This is a genomic window from Reyranella sp., assembly GCF_965229815.1.
Classification (GTDB): domain Bacteria; phylum Pseudomonadota; class Alphaproteobacteria; order Reyranellales; family Reyranellaceae; genus Reyranella.
In genome coordinates this window covers 1,523,410-1,540,290 of sequence record NZ_CBDDJN010000002.1, presented here as the reverse complement: position 1 = coordinate 1,540,290, position 16,881 = coordinate 1,523,410, and the positions used below count along the sequence as shown (strand labels likewise).

The 16,881-nt window shown below is 69.2% G+C and carries 17 protein-coding genes; 5 read left to right on the top strand and 12 right to left on the bottom strand.

Annotated elements, in window-relative coordinates; translation table 11 throughout:
• Positions 1–77: 77 nt before the first annotated feature.
• From ACO073_RS07810 to ACO073_RS07770, 9 genes are all read right to left on the bottom strand, one after another.
• Positions 78–1,466, bottom strand: a complete 1,389-nt coding sequence (locus ACO073_RS07810; protein WP_421996596.1) for an LLM class flavin-dependent oxidoreductase — start codon at positions 1,464–1,466, stop codon at positions 78–80.
• 76 nt (positions 1,467–1,542) lie between these two features.
• On the bottom strand, positions 1,543–2,250 hold the full coding sequence (locus tag ACO073_RS07805; RefSeq protein WP_421996595.1) for an amino acid ABC transporter permease: 708 nt from the start codon (positions 2,248–2,250) through the stop codon (positions 1,543–1,545).
• 154 nt (positions 2,251–2,404) lie between these two features.
• Positions 2,405–3,253 carry an ABC transporter substrate-binding protein gene (locus ACO073_RS07800; RefSeq protein ID WP_421996594.1) on the bottom strand — a complete coding sequence of 283 codons (849 nt, stop codon included), beginning with the start codon at positions 3,251–3,253 and terminating at the stop codon, positions 2,405–2,407.
• A 75-nt stretch (positions 3,254–3,328) separates the two neighbouring features.
• Positions 3,329–4,615 carry a M20 family metallopeptidase gene (locus ACO073_RS07795; RefSeq protein ID WP_421996593.1) on the bottom strand — a complete coding sequence of 429 codons (1,287 nt, stop codon included), beginning with the start codon at positions 4,613–4,615 and terminating at the stop codon, positions 3,329–3,331.
• The gene (locus ACO073_RS07790; RefSeq protein WP_421996592.1) at positions 4,615–5,397 is read right to left on the bottom strand and encodes an aspartate dehydrogenase; all 783 of its coding nucleotides are present in this window, start codon (positions 5,395–5,397) and stop codon (positions 4,615–4,617) included. Before ACO073_RS07790 ends, ACO073_RS07795 begins: the two co-directional genes overlap by 1 nt.
• Positions 5,398–5,437: 40 nt before the next feature.
• Positions 5,438–6,601 carry an LLM class flavin-dependent oxidoreductase gene (locus ACO073_RS07785; protein ID WP_421996591.1) on the bottom strand — a complete coding sequence of 388 codons (1,164 nt, stop codon included), beginning with the start codon at positions 6,599–6,601 and terminating at the stop codon, positions 5,438–5,440.
• Between the two features lie 172 nt (positions 6,602–6,773).
• Positions 6,774–7,178 (bottom strand): PIN domain-containing protein, encoded by a 405-nt coding sequence (locus ACO073_RS07780; protein ID WP_421996590.1) that lies wholly within the window; start codon positions 7,176–7,178, stop codon positions 6,774–6,776.
• A 5-nt stretch (positions 7,179–7,183) separates the two neighbouring features.
• Positions 7,184–7,414 carry an AbrB/MazE/SpoVT family DNA-binding domain-containing protein gene (locus ACO073_RS07775; RefSeq protein ID WP_421996589.1) on the bottom strand — a complete coding sequence of 77 codons (231 nt, stop codon included), beginning with the start codon at positions 7,412–7,414 and terminating at the stop codon, positions 7,184–7,186.
• Positions 7,415–7,463: 49 nt separating this feature from the next.
• Positions 7,464–8,912, bottom strand: a complete 1,449-nt coding sequence (locus ACO073_RS07770) for an amidase (RefSeq protein ID WP_421996588.1) — start codon at positions 8,910–8,912, stop codon at positions 7,464–7,466.
• A gap of 156 nt (positions 8,913–9,068) precedes the next feature.
• Here ACO073_RS07770 and ACO073_RS07765 point away from each other — a divergent pair, with 156 nt between their 5' ends.
• A complete protein-coding gene (locus ACO073_RS07765; protein WP_421996587.1) occupies positions 9,069–10,343 on the top strand; it encodes a serine hydrolase domain-containing protein in 1,275 nt (424 codons plus the stop codon).
• A 34-nt stretch (positions 10,344–10,377) separates the two neighbouring features.
• On the opposite strand, the gene ACO073_RS07760 is transcribed toward ACO073_RS07765, so the two are convergent.
• Positions 10,378–10,719: a hypothetical protein gene (locus ACO073_RS07760; protein ID WP_421996586.1), complete on the bottom strand. Its 342-nt coding sequence runs from the start codon at positions 10,717–10,719 to the stop codon at positions 10,378–10,380.
• 141 nt (positions 10,720–10,860) lie between these two features.
• Here ACO073_RS07760 and ACO073_RS07755 point away from each other — a divergent pair, with 141 nt between their 5' ends.
• From ACO073_RS07755 to ACO073_RS07745, 3 genes are read left to right on the top strand one after another with little or no spacing between them, the layout of a single operon-like run.
• A complete protein-coding gene (locus ACO073_RS07755) occupies positions 10,861–11,442 on the top strand; it encodes a hypothetical protein (RefSeq protein WP_421996585.1) in 582 nt (193 codons plus the stop codon).
• Positions 11,443–11,459: 17 nt separating this feature from the next.
• Positions 11,460–12,050 (top strand): hypothetical protein, encoded by a 591-nt coding sequence (locus ACO073_RS07750; RefSeq protein WP_421996584.1) that lies wholly within the window; start codon positions 11,460–11,462, stop codon positions 12,048–12,050.
• A complete protein-coding gene (locus ACO073_RS07745; protein ID WP_421996583.1) occupies positions 12,047–12,517 on the top strand; it encodes a DUF2569 family protein in 471 nt (156 codons plus the stop codon). Before ACO073_RS07750 ends, ACO073_RS07745 begins: the two co-directional genes overlap by 4 nt.
• A 33-nt stretch (positions 12,518–12,550) precedes the next feature.
• Here ACO073_RS07745 and ACO073_RS07740 read toward each other — a convergent pair whose 3' ends face one another.
• Positions 12,551–13,801 carry an MFS transporter gene (locus tag ACO073_RS07740; RefSeq protein ID WP_421996582.1) on the bottom strand — a complete coding sequence of 417 codons (1,251 nt, stop codon included), beginning with the start codon at positions 13,799–13,801 and terminating at the stop codon, positions 12,551–12,553.
• Entirely contained in the window at positions 13,798–16,029 is a 2,232-nt protein-coding gene (locus ACO073_RS07735; protein ID WP_421996581.1) for an arylsulfatase, read from the bottom strand. Before ACO073_RS07735 ends, ACO073_RS07740 begins: the two co-directional genes overlap by 4 nt.
• An 86-nt stretch (positions 16,030–16,115) precedes the next feature.
• On the opposite strand from ACO073_RS07735, the gene ACO073_RS07730 reads away from it, so the two are divergent.
• Positions 16,116–16,880, top strand: coding sequence for an alpha/beta fold hydrolase (locus tag ACO073_RS07730; RefSeq protein ID WP_421996580.1), 765 nt, complete (start codon positions 16,116–16,118; stop codon positions 16,878–16,880).
• Position 16,881: the final 1 nt, after the last annotated feature.

The window sequence follows — 16,881 nt, the reverse complement described above, 5'->3', positions numbered from 1 at the left end:
GAGGGGCCTTTGAGGCAGCGGGAAAGGTCCCTCGCTTCGCTCGGGATGACAGGGGGACCCGGGGCGGGCGCCGGCGGTCAGTCATTGGCGGCCGCCGCGGTGACCTGCACCGTCGTCCGGTTCGGCGTGTGGACGTTCTTCGGGAACGGCACGCCGAGATTCTCGCGGAAGGTCCTGCCCTCGTATTCGGTGCGGAACAGGCCGCGGCGCTGCAGCTCGGGCACGACCATGGTCACCCATTCCTCGAGCGGCTTGGGATAGTGGGCGAACAGCAGGTTGAAGCCGTCGCAGGCCCCCTCCTCCAGCCAGGCCTGCATGTCGTCGGCGAGCTGCTTGGGCGTGCCGTAGAGGACGCGATGGGCCTGGCTCATGGCCAGCACGCGGCCGATCTGGCGGATGGTGAGGCCGCGCTTGCCCATGGCGATGATCATTTCCTGGCGCGCTCGCGCGGCGTTGCTGGGCTTGAGCTCGGGCAGCGGCCCGTCGGGATCGTGGGCGTAGATGTCGACGCCGCCCGCCAGGCGCGCGACGCCGGCGATGCCGACGCCGTCGTCGACATAGGAACGGAGCTGCTCGTACTTCTCCTGCGCCTCGGCCTCGGTACGGCCGACGATCGGCATGATGCCGGGGAAGATGCGCATCTCGTCGGGCCCGCGCCCGTACTTCTCCATGCGCGCATGCATCTCGTTGCGGAAGGTCTGGCCCTCCTTGATCGTGGTCTGGGCAGTGAAGACCATGTCGGCGGTGCGGGCGGCGAGTTCCATGCCGACGTCGGAGGAGCCCGCCTGGGCGACGATCGGACGGCCCTGCGGCGAGCGCGCGACGTTGAGCGGCCCGCGCACCGTGAAGTGCGGACCCTTGTGCCGCAGGATGTGCATCTTGTCGTAGTCGAACCAGACGCCGCTTTCCTTGTCGCGCAGGAAGGCGTCGTCCTCCCAGCTGTCCCACAGGCCGACCACGACATCATGGAATTCGGCGGCGCGGTCGTAGCGGACGCCGTGCTCGAAGTGCTGGTCGCGGCCGAAGTTCACCGCCTCGTCCTCGGCCTGCGAGGTCACGAGGTTCCAGCCGGCGCGACCGCCGCTGATATGGTCGATGGTGAGGAAGCGCCGCGCGACGTTGTACGGCTCGTTGTAGGAAGTGGTGCAGGTCGAGACGAGGCCGATATGGCTGGTCACCGCCGCCAGGGCGGCGATGGCGCTCACCGGCTCGATATGCGCCTGGCGGCCGTTGCGGACGCGGAAGGGCTTGGCGCCGTACACCGCGGTGCTGCCCGGGATGGCGACGCTGTCCTGGAAGAACATGCAGTCGAGCCGGCCGCGCTCGGCCATGCGCGCCATGTCGGCGAGCAGGCGGAAGTCGAGGTCGGTCTCACAGATCGCATCGGGATGGCGCCACCCCGTCGGATGGCAACCTGGAACGCTGAAGAAGGCACCGAAGCGCAACTGGCGCGGGCCCTTGGACATGATTGCACCGTCCTGTCGAACTGGCCGGCGGCGATGCACGAAACATGCCGACCACGACGGCGACGGCGTCAGTCTTTCAGTGATCGTCCCGCGCGAGCTGGCGATCGGCCGTCCCGCCATACGCGCGGCCGTAATAGGCCTCGATGTGGCGCTGCACGAAGTCCCAGCAGGTGGTCATCGCCAGGTAGATGATTGCCACGACCATGAAGACTTCCAGGACCTGGAACTTCTGCTGCATCAGGATCTGGCCGCGCCGCAGCACCTCCTCCATGGAGATGACCGAGGCGATCGACGTCGTCTTGAGCAGGCCGTTCACCGAGTTGCCGAGCGGCGGGATGATCACCCGCAGCGCCTGCGGCAGCACGACGAGCCGGAAGATCTGGAAGGGCTTGAGCCCCAGGGCCCGCGCCGCCTCCGACTGCCCCTTGGCGACCGACAGGATGCCGCCGCGCAGGATCTCCGAGAGGTACGCCGCCTCGTTGAGCGCCAGGCCGATGACCGCCGATTCCAGCACGCTGAAGCGCATCAGGCCGAGCTGCGGCAGGCCGGTGTAGATGATGATGAGCTGCACCAGCAGCGGCGTGCCGCGGAAGATCCAGACATAGGCCTGCGCCGCCCGGGAGACCGCCTTGTGCTTGCTGAGCCGCATGACCGCCAGCACCAGCCCGAGCATGCCGCCCAGGATCAGCGTGCTGATGGTGAGCCCGATCGTCCACAGCGCGCCTTCGAGAAGGTAGAGGTTGGTGAAGTAGCCCCAGAAGCCTTCCCAGTTCCAGACTTTCATTGGTGTTTCCTCTGCCTCCCTGCGCATCGCGCGGGGAGGTGGCGCGAAGCGCCGGAGGGGTCATGGAGTGGCAACGTGCTCGACCCCTCCGCCCGCTGCGCGGGCACCTCCCCTTCGCGCAAGCCGCGAAGGGGAGGAAAGACAGTCTGTTCCGCTAGGCCGGGCCCGGGCCCTTGATGGCGAAGGTCGGCTCGTCGACCTTCAGCACGCCGTACTGGTCCAGCAGCTTGTCGTAGGTGCCGTCCTTCTTGAGGTCGTTCAGCGCACCGACGACGGCCTCGGCCAGGGGCTTGTTGGCCACCGCGAAGCAGGCGGTCTGCGGGAAGACGCCGCTGATGGCGCGGGTGAAGTCGCCGCGCTGCTGCATGAACATCGCCGTGGCGTCGATGCAGGTCGCGGCGTCGGACTGGCCGGCGCGCAGCGCCTGGAAGGCCTCGGCGAAGTTGTTGAAGGTCATGACGGTGACCGGCTTCAGCCCCTTGTCGGCCAGCATCTTGGCGACCTCGCGCGTGCGCCGCTCCTCGATGCCGCCCAGCTCGACCGAGATGCGCTTGCCGGCCAGGTCCTCGACCGTCTTGAGGCCGAGCGGATTGCCCTTGGCGGCGAGGAAGGAGATCGCCGCCTGCTCGTAGGGGATCATGTACATCAGCTTGGACCGTTCCTCGGTCCAGAAGATGCCGGTGTTGATCATGTCCCAGCGCTTGGCCGCCAGGCCCGGGATCATGGTGGCGAACTCGGTGCGGATGTATTCCGGGGCCAGCCCCAGCTTCTTGCAGCACTCGTTGGCCAGCTCGACGCGCATGCCCTTGAGCTCGCCCTTGTCGTCGACATACTGGAGCGGCGGCAGGGTCGGGTTGATCGACATGATCAGCGTGCCCGCCTTGATGATGTTGGGCGGCGCGATCCTGGGCTGCGCGCGCAGTCCCGCCGGCAGGGCCACCAGCGCCGAGGCCGCGGCGCCTGCGCTCAGCAGGCCGCGACGGTGTAGTCCGGATGTCTTCATGTCAGTCCCCCACAAAACGAGCCGCCCGAACGAATGCAATTTTGACGCCGAACGCGCGGCCTGTCCCGGCCCGAATCAGGCCGTCCCGCACCAGCCGGCGATGACCGCGGCCGCCACTTCCACGGCCCGGCGGTAGTCCTCGACGTCGACCCATTCGTCGGTCAGGCCGTTCTGGGTGAGATTGCCGCCCAGCGGCCCCAGCCCGACCGTGGGGATGCCGGCCTGGACGATGGGATTGCGGATGTCGCTCGACGTGTGGAGCGGGTTGACGTGAGGGGCCTCGCCGGTGACGGCGCGCACGGCCTCGGCGACGACGCGGTAGAGCGGATGGTCGACCGCGACCTCCGCCCCGGTGACGCCGGACACGAAGCTGATCCGCGGCGGATGGTCCCGCAGCCAGGGATCGCCCTCGGCCGCGGCCCGCACCGCCGCCTCGACCGCCGCCTGGACCTGCGGCAGGGTCTCGGGCGGCGGGAAGGAGAGCGCGGCCGACAGGACCGCCCGCTGCGGCACGCGGGCGTAGACGCCCGGCTGCCCGGCCTGGACGTGCGACACCAGGAGGTTGGTCGAGCGGCCGATCGCCGCCTCCAGCGCCGGATGCCGCACCGCGGCGCGCCGTGCATCGAGGTCCTGCAGGGCCCGGTGGACCAGCCAGAGCTTGTCGATCGGATTGACCGCTGTGTGGGCGAAGGCCGCGTGGCTGATTTCGTTGGTGTCGGGCTGGCGGCCCTCGACGCTGACCTCGAATTCGAGCAGGCCCGAGGCGAAGGCCTTGATCTCGCGCAGGCCGACGCCCGATTCGGCGGGATGGAGGTAGACGGCCGCGTCGGCCCTGAGGCCGCCGTGCAGCAGCGCCGACACGCCGCGGGCGTGACGCTTGCTCGGCGTGCTGGCCAGGATGACGTCGCCGGCCGGCGCGCGACCCGACTCGAGCAGCGCCTGGAGGCCCTGGACCAGGATGGCGACGCCGGCAAGGTCGTCGGCAGCGCCCCAGCCGTGCAGGCGGCCACCCTCGATCGTCCCGGCGAAGGGATCGTGCCGCCAGCCCGGTCGCGCCGGCACCGGCTCGCCGTCGGGATGGGCGAAGAAGATCACGCTGCGGCCACTGGCCCCGGCAAGGCCACTGTCCCTGACGGGGCCACGGCCCCTGAACGTCGCCACCACGCTCTCGCGCTCGCCGGTGTCGATCGCCGGCCCCGCAGCGAACTCCGCCACCATGGGCACCTCGGCGGGGCGATAGCCCACGGTCTCGACGGTGCAGCCCAGCGCCCGCGCCGCCTCGGCGACCAGCCGCTGCACCGCGGCCTCGCCATCCTTCTGGGCGCGCACCAGCGCCTGCAGGAATGCCACCGGATCGGCCATCAGATCATCACGCTCCCCTGTCGCCGGCGCAGGATACGCATCAGGCTGAAGGTCGTGTAGTCGACCGGGTCGCCGTCCGGCGCCACCGTCCGGCCGCCCAGCCGCAGCACCGCGTTGCCCGGCGCCGCCTCGATCTCGAGCTCGTGCGCGGTCTCGGAGATCGCCGGGTCGGAAACCAGCTCGGCTTCCGTCTCGTCGAGCCCGAGCCCGGCCAGCGCCACGCCGACCGAGGTGTTGAGGTTGTCGGGGAAGCGGCGCGCGACCTCGCGCACGCTGCCGCGCAGGAAGACGTGGCGGCCGTCGACGGCGCCGAGATCGGCCAGGGCGGCGGCAGGCGTGAGCGCCCACATCGACGGCGACTTGAGCTGGCGATAGACGACGCGGCGCAGCCCGTCCTCGCGCGCCGTCGCCAGCAGGTCGAGCGTGCCGATGGCGCCCGGCGCGATCTCGAGCCGTCCGGGTCCCGTGGCGGCGGCGGCCAGCAGGCGCTTCTCGACGGCGGGGTCGGCCAGCGCGGTCAGCGACAGCGGCACGAGGTCGATGCCGGCGCCCAGCAGCGCCGGACCGGCCTGCGCCAGCACGGCAGCGGACGCGCATTCGACGACGACGGACGGTCGGCGGGCGATCAGCCCCGCGAGATCGGTGCAGACCTTATCCGCGCCCAGCGCCGCCGCGGCGTCGGCCTCTTGCGCCGGCCGCACCAGGACGGCGACGGCCCCGGGCAACCGCGCCGCGAGCCGCCGGCCGATGCGGCCGAACCCGACGATACCGTACGCTGTCACCCGCCCACGCTAGTGCGGAACGCCGCCGGAAGGAAATGCCCTATCGGAAGCGCGGCATCACCTTGGTCCAGAAGGTCTCGATCGACTTCATCAGGACCGGATGCGGCAGCAGCGCGTTGTAGGTGTAGCAGAACACCCAGTCGACCGGCTGGCGCTTCTGCTGCGCCTCCATGGCGCGCAGCACCGTGTCGACCGTGCCGACATAGGCGTAGCCCATGGCGATGATCTCCTCGGCGGTCGGGAACTTGCCGGTCTTGGGATCCTGCATGCCCTTGCGGAAGCCGAAGGGCTCGAACCAGGCGCGGCCGGAGAACTGACCCGAATCGCGCCATAGCGCCATCGCCTCCTCGTCGCTGTCGACGATGATGACGTCGCGCAGCACGCCGACGCCCTGGCCGCGCGGCTTGCCCGAAACCTCGGAGTAGACGCTGTAGAGCTTGTCCTCGTAGACCGGCAGCATCGGCGGCAGGATGGGCGTGATGCCTTCCTGGGCGCAGAAGCGCACCGTGTTCTCCGAGCTGGCGAAGGGCTGGAACAGCGGCGGATGCGGCTTCTGAAGCGGCTTCGGCACCACGCCGACCGACTTCAGGATGCCGTTCTCGACGCCCTTGCCCCACTTCTCGGTCGTGTCGAGCGTCCACGGCGTCGGACCGGCCGGCACCTTCCAGAAGGTGCCGTCGTGGGTCAGCATCTCCTCGGTCCAGCACTTCTTGACGATGCGGAAGTTCTCCTCGAAGGCGAGGCGATTGGCGTTGTCGATCTCGTCGTGCTGGTTGGGCAGCGCGCCGTGGATGCCGTGCGTCTGCTGCGCCATGATGTCGACCCAGCGGCGCTGGTAGCCGCGCGCGAAGCCGGCATTGGCGCGGCCGCCCGTCATGTGGTCGAGCATGGCGATGTCCTCGGCCACGCGGATCGGGTTGGCCGCCGGCAGGACGATGCCGAGCTGGCCGACGCGGATGCGCTTGGTCTGCATCGCGAAGTAGAGGTCGAGCAGCACCGGGTTGTTGGAGAGCTCGAAGCCCTCGATGTGGAAATGATGCTCGGTGAAGCTCACCGAATCGTAGCCCAGATCGTCGCCGAGCCTGATCTGCTCGCTGAGCTCCTTCAGCATGCGCTGGTAGTAGTGCGGGTTCATGCCGGCCATGCCGGCCTCGATCTCCGCGCGGCTGCCGATGCTCGGCAGGTAGAACAGCGAAGCCTTCATCTCGTTCTTTCCTCCATTCCCCGCCCTGAGGAGCGCACGGAGTCGCGTCTCGCTGGGTGGGACCCAACCTTGCTGTTGCCCACCCGTCGAGACGGCGCTGCGCGCCTCCTCAGGGTGAGGTCTGGGAGAGTGGCACGGTTCCCGGCTTGGGGTCGATCCTCGCCCGCCGCGGTCAACTTCCGCTGCGAAACGGATTGGCAATGCGCAGGCGGCCATCGACGACCAGGCCGTGCTGCATGTCCTCGGACCAAAGTGTCTCGCTGCCCGCCTGCAACGCCGACGCCACTACCAGGGCGTCGAAGATCGAATAGCCGTAACGCTCGGCGATCCGCAGAGCGACGTCGTGCGCCGCCGCGTCGAGAGACAGGATCGCGTGGCACAGCGACCGGAGCACGGAAAGGCTCTCCCGCACTTCCGGCCAGGTCATGCCGAGCTTGCGCCTCGCCACGTTGGCAAACTCGTTGAGACCCTGCACGCTGATGACGGGACGGGCGCGTAGCAGATCCAGGGCCACCGACGAACGGCGATCGGTGGTAAAGGCGTAGACGAGGACATTGCTGTCGAGAAACGCCGGCATGCTCCCTACCGGGCGTTGGCGTCGTCGCGATCGAACTTCCAGTCGGGCGGCAGGTCCTTGCGCAGGGCCCGGATGCGCTCGAGCGCCCGTTCACGGCTGCGGTCGCGCGCAATGTCGAACGCGCGCTCCCCGGCGACGTGCACCTCGACCTCGTCCCCTTCCTTCAGCTTCAGCGCCTCCACCACGGCGGCCGGCAGCCGGATGGCGAGACTGTTGCCCCACTTGGAAACCTGCATACCAACCTCATGGATATACATTCCAAATGTATATCTAGAACGACCCACGTCAAGCGGGTGGGACCGTTCCCGGCCGGGGGTCGATGGGCAGGAGCTTGTTGAGGCCCACGAGGTTTTCGTAAAGCGAGGCCGCCTGCAGGAGCGCCGCTTCGCCGCGCGGCTTGCCGACGAGCTGAAGGCCGACGGGACGACCGAACGGGTCGAAGCCGCAGGGTACGGCGATCGCCGGGCTGCCGGTGACGGTGATCGCCGAGTTCAGCGTCGAGCCGCCCATGTAGTTGTCGAGCTTGCGCCCGTTGATGGTCTCCGGCGCGCGTAGGTTGACGTCGAAGGCGCCGGTCGGAGCGCTGGGCGTCACCAGCAGATCGTAGGTCCGGAAGAAGGTGGCCATTCGCCGGAAGAGAGCGGCACGCTCGCGTTCGGCCCAGGCAAGCCGGCTGGCGCTCTGCTTCAGGCCGAGCTCGGTGTTCCAGATGATGTCCGGCTTGATCTTGTCGCGATGCTGCTCGATCTGCAGCTCGCGATCGACGACGAACTGCTGGCTGCGCAGCGCCATGAAGACGTCGTCGACCGGACCGAAGTCGGGCGAGACTTCCTCGACGATGCAGCCCATCTCCTCGAAACGCCGGACCATCGTCGACGTGACGTCGCGGACGTCGCGGTCGATCTCGCAGATGCCGCCGAGGTCGGCCGTCCAGGCGACGCGCCGCGGGACCACCGGATGGGCCACGGCATCGCTGAACGACGTCGCCGGCGCTTCGAAGGTGAGCGCGTCCTCCGGGCAGAAGCCCGCCATCGTGTCGAGGAACAGCGCGAGGTCGGGCACGCTGCGCGCCATCGGCCCCTGCACCGACTGCGGCGACCAGAGATTGTTCGAGGTGCCGCGCGTCACCCGGCCGGGCGACGGCCGCAGCCCGACGACCGAGCAGTAGGTGCCGGGCCGGCGCAGCGAGCCGCCGTGGTCCGTGCCGTGCGCCAGGAAGACCTCGCCGGTCGCCAGCGACACCGCGCCGCCGCCGGTCGAGCCGCCGCAGGTCAGCGACGTGTTCCAGGGATTGCGCGTGCGGCCGAACACCTCGTTGAAGGTCGAGCCGCCGGCGCCGAACTCCGGCGTGTTGGACTTGGCGACGACGATGCCGCCCTTGCGTTCGATGCGCTCGACCAGCGGATGGGATCTGGCCGGCACGTGGTCGGCGAAGATCGGCGAGCCGTAGGTCGTGCGCACGCCGGCCACGTCGGTCAGGTCCTTGATCGACACCGGCAGGCCGGCGAGCCAGCCGGCCTCGCCCTCGGCTTCGCAGGCCGCGCCGCCGGCCATGATGCGCCTTGCATGGTCGCGCGCACGGTCGAGGCAGAGCGTCGGCAACGCATTCACCGCGGGCTCGACCTCGGCGATGCGGGCGGCCGAGGCGTCAATGAGCTCGAGCGGGGTGATTTCGCGCGCCTTCAGCCGCTTCACCGCCTCGACCGCGCTCATCCTCGTCAGTTCGCTGCTCATCACGCCTCCGTCCGAAAATCGCCACCCGACCTTGTCGGATCCCGATTGAATACGGGGCGTCGGGCGAATTCCAATGCATTTCCAGGAGAAGTCCGTGCGGCCCGCCGACTTTTGCGGCTATCGTGAGCGGGCGTTTGGGGCGCGACTGGGGGACAAGTGACGCTCGGACACAGGGGGACCGCGGTCGTTGCCGCCGTACTGGCGGCATTTGTCGCCTGTCCGCCGGGGTTTGCCGATACGGCTCGTGTCGCCGCGCCGGAAAACGTGGGCATGTCCAGGTCGAGGCTCGACCGGATCACAAGGGTGTTCCAGTCGGAGGTCGACAGGAACCAACTGCCTGGCGCCGTGATCGGTGTCGTCCGCAAGGATCAGCCCGTCTATTTCGAATCGCTCGGTTACCGCGATCCGGTGACCCGGGACGCGATGCCGGCCAATGCCATCTTCGCCATCGCCTCGATGACCAAGCCGATGGTGTCGACCGCCGTCATGATGCTCCACGACGAAGGCAAGCTGCTCCTGTCGGATCCCGTCGGAAAGTTCATTCCGGCGCTGGCCGACATGAAGGTGGGTGTCGTGAAGGGCGACACGGTGGAGACGGTCGCCGCGAGCCGCCAACCCACCGTGCAGGACCTGCTGCGCCATACGTCGGGCTTCACCTATGGCAGCCTCGGCGACACGCCGGTGCACAGGTTCTGGCCGCCGACCTCGGGCCGGTCGGGCTTGACGCTGACCTCGCGGGGTTTCGTGGCCGCGCTGTCCAGGGCACCACTGCTCTACCAACCCGGCACGGTGTGGGACTACGGCCTGTCGGTCGACGCGCTCGGTCTGATCGTCGAAGCGGTCAGTGGCACCCCACTCGCAACCTTCCTGCAGGATCGCCTCTGGACGCCGCTCGGCATGGTCGACACCGCGTTCAATGTCCCCGAAGGCAAGAAGAACCGCCACGCCCAGGCCTTCGCCAACGATCCCCTCACGGGACGGCCGCAATTCGTCCTCCAGGCCGACCACCAGCCGCTCAAGTTCGACTGCGGCGGCGGCTGCGTCATGTCGACGGTGCCGGACTACCTTCGCTTCGCGCGGATGCTCGCGAATGGCGGGACACTGGACGGCAAACGCATCATCGCGAGCAGGACCCTGAAGATGATGACGACCGACCAGCTCGGCGCCGACGTGCGGGCGCGCACGACGAACCCGATCCTGCCGAAGGGCTACAGCTTTGGCCTCGGCTTCGCGGTGCGCACCCAGCCCGGGATCGCGGAGTTCGCCGGCAACGAAGGCGACTATTACTGGAGCGGCGGCTACGGCACGTATTTCTGGGTGGACCCCAGGGAGCAGCTGGCCGCCGTGCTGATGACGGCCGCCCCGGGCGGGATTCGAGGCCGGACCGCGCCCCTGCTGCGCAACCTGGTGCTGCAGGCGATCGAGGACTGACGCTCGGCGCGACGCCGCCACCTGCGCTCGACGGTCAGCCCTTCTCCGGGACCAGGCGCCAGAAGCATCCCCGCAGCCCGCTGTAGATCTCGAGGTGGCGGGTGTTGACGTTGCCCGACATTTCCAGGCGGCTGCCGCTCGGCGAGCGGTAGTCCTCCTTGATGACGCCGTTGGCCGGCACGGCGATGCTGAACATCTTGCCGTCGACGTCGGTGGCGCTGAAGGTGCCGCCGCCGAGCTCGAGCGTGTAGACGCTGCCGTCCCGCCGGCACCCTTCCGCCGACTTGGTCTCTATCAGCTCGGCGCGAGCCTTCCAGCTCTCGGCCAGCGCCGGACCCGAGACCACCACCAGGACAGAAGCCAATTTCCAGGCCACGTGCATGCCACCTCCCGTCTCCCGCCGTGCCGGCGGGGTCTATCTCGCGGCTAAATCTAGGGTTGAGGCGGTCGCCTGCGATCTTCCAAGTGCCCAAACTGGGCAGGCTGGCCGCTGCACGGCCGATCGGGAGGAGACAGGATGATCAAGTACTCGCGGCCGGCACCCAAGCGCGCGAACGGTGGGACCTCCGCGCCGGGCAGACGTGCCACGACGGTCGCGCCGGAAGGAAGGCTGGTTCTGACGGATGTTCCCGGCAACTCACGCCTTTTCGTCTACATGATCGGTCACTACCTGCATCGCCTCGAGCAGGAGCGCCGGACGCTGTACTTCGGCGACTTCAATCTCGCCCGCGTCGCCGAGATCATCGGCATGGCGGCGATCGAGCCGGGAATGCGCGACGCCGCGTTTCGCGCCCGCTACGGCAGCCTGGACAGCGTCGTCGGCCTCGAGGGCCAGCGCGGGGTGAACGCCACCTCGATCGCCAGCGCGCTCGGCATGCCGCGCGAGACGGTGCGCCGCAAGCTGCGGCAGCTCCTGAAGCTCGGCTTCATCGTCGAGAAGGGCCGTGCCCGCTACGTCTGGGTCCCGGGCGTGGCGCAGGCACCGGAACGGCAGGCCGCCATCGCCCGCGGCCTGCACCAGACCGTGCAGTTCATGAACGAATGCCTGGAGCATGGCGTCGTGCAGTGGGTCGCCGGACGCGGCCAGCGGCGAAAGTGAACAAGGGGAGGGACTCGATGGCGGCCCATGCATGGAAAGCCGTGCTGGCTCTCGCGATCAGCCTGACAGGCGGCACGGCCGCCGGACAGACCTGTCCGGTCGGCCTCGGCGGACTGCCGGCGGGCTGGAGCGAGGTGCCGGTCACCATCAGGAGCACGACCCCGATCCTCGGCGCCGGGAGACAGCTGCGATGCGACGGCTGCACGCCGCAGGTCACCGCGATCATCGCCGCCGGCCCCCGACCCGGCGCCTTCCCCAAGACCGGACTGGCCTGGGCCCAGGAAGGCGCCACGGCCCCGCAGGCTCGCGCGCAGCTCCTCTCGGGCATCCTTTCCGCCGTACGGGCTCGCTCGCCCGAATGCATCGTGACGGGCGAGCTGGACGGCGTGTCCACGACGAGCGCCCTCGCCTTCATCACGGCGACGACATCGCTGCGCTGCCTGCCCGAGCAGAGCGAGGCCACGCAGCTGTCCTACGTGGCCTACGACGGACGCTGCCTGTACGACGTCGTCTTCGCCTGGAAGGGCCCGGCCGCCCTGGCCAACCACGTGCGCGGGCGGGCGCACGACTTGCTGAACAGGCTCGAGCCGGGGAGCCGTTCGCCGTGACGCTCCACGCCGACGCGGAGGACCGCCCTCCTGTCGCCGGCCGGCCGGCGCGCCTGGGCGGCTGGCTGCGGCTCCTCGTCCTGCTTCAGGTGCTGCTGGTCTTCCACGTCCTGCGAGAACTGCTCGACAGGATGGAACTGGCCCAGCAGGGCCTGCCCTTCCAGGAACCGACCTACGTCACCCAGTTCGTCCTGCACCTGCTGTTCGTCGCTTTCGTCGCCTGCACCACCGTGGCGATGTTCCGAAGGCTGCGGACCTTCCCGGCGCTCTGGATCATGCAGTCGTTCGCCTATGTGCCGCTGCTGCTGACGGACAAGCTGATGGCGGTCGTCCGGCTGGACATGACGCTGGCGCAGGCGTTGACCCCGTTCTTCGTCGGCTTCGTCGCCGGCCATCTCACGAGCGCGATCGTGGGCACGTGCTACCTCCGTGCCTCCCGTCGCGCAAAGGCCACGTTCGTCCGCTGAGGTCGCCGACGACGCCTCGATCGATCCCGACCGTCAGGGCAGGCTGGTCATCGGTCGCCGCCGCTGCGCCATGTAGAGCACGCCCAGCAGCATGAAGTTCAGCAGGTTGAAGGCGAGCGCCGCCTGGAAGGCCGGGCGGTAGCTGAGCGTGGCGTCGAAGATCTCGCCGCCCAGCCAGCCGCCGACGGCCATGCCCGCCATGGCAAACAGCATCACCACGCCCAGCCGCCAGCCGGCGATCGAGGCGCCGTAGACCTGCCGCAGGATCAGCGCATAGCCCTGCACGATGGCGATGTAGGGGATGCCGTGGATGACCGAGAGCGTGTAGATGCCGCTCAGGCTGTCGACGAAGACGAAGCCGACCAGGGAGGCGATCTGCACGAAGGCGCAGAGCAGGCTGACCCGGGTCGGGCCGATATGGTCGGCCAGCCGGCCCATGGCGAAGGTCGAGGCCACCGCCGTCAGCAGGATCAGCGACAGCGCCTCCGAGCCGCGGGCCGGCGAGAGTCCGATGTCGCCGCAGAACGCCACCATGTGCACGAAGGGTACCGCCATCGCGACGCAGCAGCAGAAGCCCGCCGCCGAGAGGAGCGTCATCAGCGCCGGCGAGGGCAGCGGCAGGTGCGGGCGGTCCTCGGCCGCGCGGCGCCCGGCCGGGCGGCGCGCCGGCGCGGCACGGACGTAGAAGGCGCAGGCGAAGAGCAGCGTCCCAGCCGTCAATCCGTAGACGACCAGCGCCTGGCGCCAGCCGATGTCGGGCAGCAGCCAGCGGAAGATCTGCGGCCAGATGAAGCCCGACAGCGCCGGCCCGACCGAGATGATCGACACCGCCGTGCTGCGGCGGCGCTCGAACCAGCCCTGGATGTTGTTCATGGCCGGCGTGAAGGTGGCGGCATTGCCGAGGAAGCCGAGCGGGATCGCGTAGCCGAGATAGAGGGCGAGCTCGTTGCCGATCCAGCGTCCGCCATGCGTCGTCAGCCAGCCGCCCGCGACGATCGACACGCCGGCGATCAGGAGCGGCACGCGCGGGCTGGTCCGGTCGGCCAGCCAGCCCATGGCGACGCCCCCCAGGCCCATCGCCGAGAAGCCCAGCATGTAGGCCAGCGACGGCACGGCGCGGCGGCCGTCGAACTCGGCGGCGATCTCCTTCAGCGCCAGCACCGGCAGGTAGATCGCCCCGCCGCCGAGCGCGATGCAGAACATCGACACGAGCGCCAGCCGCCAGGCATAGGGGCTGTCGACGCCGGGCGGCCCGGCGGCCGGCCGCGGCAGGACGGCGGTCATTCGCGCGCGAGTGCCGCCGCCGCCGCCGTCTCGGAATCGAGCGCCTGGTCGTCGTCCATGGTCATGGTGACCTTGCGCAGCCGGCCGGTGTAGGCGAAGGGCGCCTCGTAATGGGAAACCGGGCTCGACCGGTCGCGACCGATGTCGAGACCGGACCACGAGATGAAGGCGACGAAGCCGACCGCGGTCTCGAAGCGACCGCAAGGCTCGCCGTCGATCAGCAGGGTGGCGACGTTCATGTCGTTGCGACGGCGCATCTGCAGGCCGAGCCGGCGGTCGCCGGCCGGCACGGGGCGGTCGGAGCTGATCAGGTGATGCAGGCCGCCGACGTTCATGTCGTAGCAGAGCCGGTTGTCCTTGATGTACAGCGTGTAGCCGCCGGTCATGTCGCCGTGGGCGATCAGCACGCCTTCGGTCGTCGGTCCGTCGACGCGGGCATCGGCCTCGATCGTGTAGCTGCGGCTGCGCACGTCGGGCGCCACGTCGGTCGGCAGGTGGCCCATGCCGGCGTGGAAGACGAACCTCTTGCGCGGGCCGTGGAAGCGCTTGGCATTGTCGGCGAAGCGCGGCGCGAAACGGTCGTCGAGGGGCAGCACCTGGTGGGCCTCCGCCTGGCGCCACCATTCCTCGACCATCGCCTTCAGCCGCTCGGGCTCGCGCTCGGCCAGGTCGTCGACCTCGTTGAAGTCGCGGTCGAGATGGTAGAGCTCCCACTTGTCGTGCTCGAAACTGTTGCCGGGCGGATGGAAGCTGACCGCCTTCCAGCCGTCCTGCACCAGGCCGCGATGGCCGAACATCTCGAAGTACTGCGGCTTCTTCTTCGACGGCGCCTTCGGCTTCGACAGGCTGCGCGCGAAGCTCGTGCCCTCGAGCGGCATCTGCTTCACGCCGTTGATGGCTTTCGGCGGCTTGACGCCGACGATGTCGAGCAGCGTGGGCGCAAGGTCGCTGGCATGGCAGAACTGGTGGCGCAGCTCGCCGCGGGCGGCGATGCCCTTGTCCCAGGCCATCACCAGGGGATCGCGGATGCCGCCGCCGTGCGTGTTCTGCTTGTAGCGGCGCAGCGGCGTATTGGCCGCCATCGCCCAGCCCAGCGGGAAGTTGGAATGCGTGTCGGGCCCGCCGATATCCTCGATGCGCCCGATCTTCTCCTCCAGCGGCTCGCGCTTGAGGTTGTAGGGGCCCATGGCGTTGACCATGCCGAACGGCCCGCCCTCCTGGCTGGCGCCGTTGTCCGACAGCACGAGGACCAGCGTGTCCTCGAGCTGGCCGGCCCTGTCGAGGAAGTCCATCAGCCGGGCGATGTGCCGGTCGGCATGGTCCAGCATGGCGGCGTAGGCGGCCTGCAGGCGCGTGAACAGCCGCCGCTCGCCCTCGGGCACGTCGGCCCAGGCCCGAACCAGGTCGTTGCGCGGCGGCAGGCGCGTGCCCTTCGGCACGATGCCGAGCTCGATCTGCCGCGCCAGCCGGCGCTCGCGTTCGGCATCCCAGCCGTCGGCGAACATGCCGTCGTACTTGGCGATCAGGTCGAACGGCGCCTGGTGCGGCGCGTGGCAGGCGCCGAAGGCCAGCCACATCAGCCACGGCTTGGCCGCGTCGTCGGCGACATGGTCGGCAAGGTAGCGGATGCCCTGGTCGACCAGGTCGGCCGTCAGGTGATAGCCCGTCGCGAAGGTGCCGGGCGGATCGCACGGCGTGTTGTCGCGCACCAGCTCGGGCGCGTACTGGTCGGTCTCCGCATCCATGAACCCGTAGTAGCGGTCGAAGCCGCGGCCGAGCGGCCAGCCGTCGAACGGACCGGTGGCGCCGGTCTCGGTGAGCGGCGTGACGTGCCACTTGCCCAGCATGTAGTTGCGGTAGCCATGCGGCCGCAGCATCTCTGCGATCGTGCCGGCCTCGCGCGCGATCTTGCCGCGATAGCCGGGATAGCCCGAATCGAAGTTCGCCAGGCAGCCGACGCCCACCGAATGATGGTTGCGGCCGGTCAGCAGTGCGGCGCGCGTGGTCGAGCACATCGCCGTCGTGTGGAAGCTGGTGTAGCGCAGGCCGCGGCCGGCGATGGCGTCGATCGTCGGGGTCGCGATCGGCGAGCCGTAGCAGCCGAAGTCGGAGAAGCCGACATCGTCGAACAGGATCACCAGGATGTTGGGCGCGCCCTTGGGCCGGGCGGGGGTCTCGGGCCAGAAAGGCTTCGAGTCCGCCACCGTCTTTCCGATCCGTGCCGTCATGCGTTTCCTCTTTTCTTGGGCCCTTGTGCGCTATCACACTTCCCGGATCAACTTGTGACGCTTCATGGCACAGGCTAGGGAAAGTTATGGCTGAGTTCACCGCCGACGGGCTGACGCTCGCCTACGACTCCTTCGGACCGGATGACGCCCGAAAGGCGATCGTGCTGGTGCACGGCTTCTCGTCCAATCGCGTCGAGAACTGGAAGCGCATGGGCTGGTACGACGCCGTCGCGGCCAAGGGCCTGCGCGGCCTGGCGCTGGACTGCCGCGGTCACGGCGCGAGCGCCAAGCCGCACGATCCCGCGCTCTACGACCGCAGGGCGATGGCACGCGATGTTTTTGCATTGATGGACCAGGCCGGAATCGAGCGGGCGCACCTGCTGGGCTTCTCGATGGGCGCCCACATCGCACTGACGGCGGCGATGGAGGATGGCGGCCGCATCGATCATCTCGTCGTGGCCGGCGTCGGCGGCCGCATCTTCGAGCCGGCGCGCGATCCCGAGGCCATGGCCAAGGCCATGGAGGCCGACTCGCCCGATGCGATCGACGATCCGCTGCTGAAGAGCTTCCGGCAATTCGCCGACGAGCAGAGGGAGGACCGGCTGGCGCTGGCGGCCTGCTCGCGCGGCCCGCGCGGACCGATCACGCCGGACGCGCTGATGCCGATCCGCCGCCCGACCCTCGTGGTGGCGGGCGCGCGCGATCCGCTGGCGGGACCGCCGCAGGGACTGGCCGACGCCATTCCCGGCGCGCGCGCCGTCACCCTGCCGGGCTGCGACCACTTCTCCATGATCGCGCACGGCCTGTTCAAGGCGAGCGTGTTCGATTTCTTCGACGGCTGGCTGGAGTAGC

What these genes read in the sequence shown, in the direction of transcription:
- ACO073_RS07810 (WP_421996596.1), bottom strand. Translation starts at nt 1,466, where the DNA reads ATGTCCAAGGGCCCGCGCCAGTTGCGCTTCGGTGCCTTCTTCAGCGTT.
- ACO073_RS07805 (WP_421996595.1), bottom strand. Translation starts at nt 2,250, where the DNA reads ATGAAAGTCTGGAACTGGGAAGGCTTCTGGGGCTACTTCACCAACCTC.
- ACO073_RS07800 (WP_421996594.1), bottom strand. Translation starts at nt 3,253, where the DNA reads ATGAAGACATCCGGACTACACCGTCGCGGCCTGCTGAGCGCAGGCGCC.
- ACO073_RS07795 (WP_421996593.1), bottom strand. Translation starts at nt 4,615, where the DNA reads ATGGCCGATCCGGTGGCATTCCTGCAGGCGCTGGTGCGCGCCCAGAAG.
- ACO073_RS07785 (WP_421996591.1), bottom strand. Translation starts at nt 6,601, where the DNA reads ATGAAGGCTTCGCTGTTCTACCTGCCGAGCATCGGCAGCCGCGCGGAG.
- ACO073_RS07780 (WP_421996590.1), bottom strand. Translation starts at nt 7,178, where the DNA reads ATGCCGGCGTTTCTCGACAGCAATGTCCTCGTCTACGCCTTTACCACC.
- ACO073_RS07775 (WP_421996589.1), bottom strand. Translation starts at nt 7,414, where the DNA reads ATGCAGGTTTCCAAGTGGGGCAACAGTCTCGCCATCCGGCTGCCGGCC.
- ACO073_RS07770 (WP_421996588.1), bottom strand. Translation starts at nt 8,912, where the DNA reads ATGAGCAGCGAACTGACGAGGATGAGCGCGGTCGAGGCGGTGAAGCGG.
- ACO073_RS07755 (WP_421996585.1), top strand. Translation starts at nt 10,861, where the DNA reads ATGATCAAGTACTCGCGGCCGGCACCCAAGCGCGCGAACGGTGGGACC.
- ACO073_RS07750 (WP_421996584.1), top strand. Translation starts at nt 11,460, where the DNA reads ATGGCGGCCCATGCATGGAAAGCCGTGCTGGCTCTCGCGATCAGCCTG.
- ACO073_RS07740 (WP_421996582.1), bottom strand. Translation starts at nt 13,801, where the DNA reads ATGACCGCCGTCCTGCCGCGGCCGGCCGCCGGGCCGCCCGGCGTCGAC.
- ACO073_RS07735 (WP_421996581.1), bottom strand. Translation starts at nt 16,029, where the DNA reads ATGACGGCACGGATCGGAAAGACGGTGGCGGACTCGAAGCCTTTCTGG.
- ACO073_RS07730 (WP_421996580.1), top strand. Translation starts at nt 16,116, where the DNA reads ATGGCTGAGTTCACCGCCGACGGGCTGACGCTCGCCTACGACTCCTTC.